The following is a 769-nucleotide window of genomic DNA, read 5'->3' as shown; positions in this document are numbered from 1 at the left end:
GGGGATGTGAAAAAACTCGATTGAGTTTTTTCGCATCTCCCTTTTTGTACCTGTTGTGTATAAATGACTGAAATCATGCGCAAAGAAAGCGCACTTCCCCTACCCCATAGAAATTCTTTTTTTGAATCTATGCGGCAGTTCTGTTTCTCATCTTTTTTTTCTGATATTTATATAGATTGTGGCCTATCACCACAAGTAAAACTTCCAGTTTGACTGAATGAATACCTCTTCGGACAATTCTCTTGTACCAACGGTCGTTTTTCATAATTCCGAAAGTGCCTTCTGCTTGTATCGAACGGTTCATTCGTAATAATGCACCGTGGATACTTTCTAGGTTTTCGATTACTTCCTGATGCATGGAAGTTAATTCCTGATTGATCCGAACGGTTCGATTCTTATCTGTCTTCTTACATTTCTCTGCATATGGACATCCACTACAGTCTTCGCATTCATACAATTCTTCCTTACGTCCGTATTGATTTCCCCTCACATTTTTTCTGTATAAAAAATGGAATGCTTTATCGTTAGGACATCTCATGACACCTTGCTCATCAATTCTGAAGTTAACTGCACGAAATGGATCTTCATGATATTTCTGATCCTTAGTTTCCTTTTTAAACATTGGAAATTTCATATACTTTTCAATTCCGTTCTGTTCACAGAAAATATAATTGTTGTATGAGCCATATCCAGCATCTGCCACAGGATATTTGGGATAGAATCCATAAGTTTGTTTGAAGTGCTCCATCAAAGGAACGAAACAATCCAT

General features: G+C 37.2%; 1 protein-coding gene. It reads right to left on the bottom strand.

From position 1 onward, the window contains the following. Positions 1-127: 127 nt before the first annotated feature. Positions 128-769 (bottom strand): transposase (locus LIQ05_RS19385; RefSeq protein WP_226822935.1); only part of this gene is annotated, 642 nt, incomplete at its 5' end.

The organism is Blautia glucerasea (genome assembly GCF_020537505.1).
Taxonomy (GTDB): Bacteria; Bacillota; Clostridia; order Lachnospirales; family Lachnospiraceae; genus Blautia_A.
Note: the sequence above shows the minus strand (reverse complement) of the source record. Positions and strands in the feature narration are given on the sequence as shown.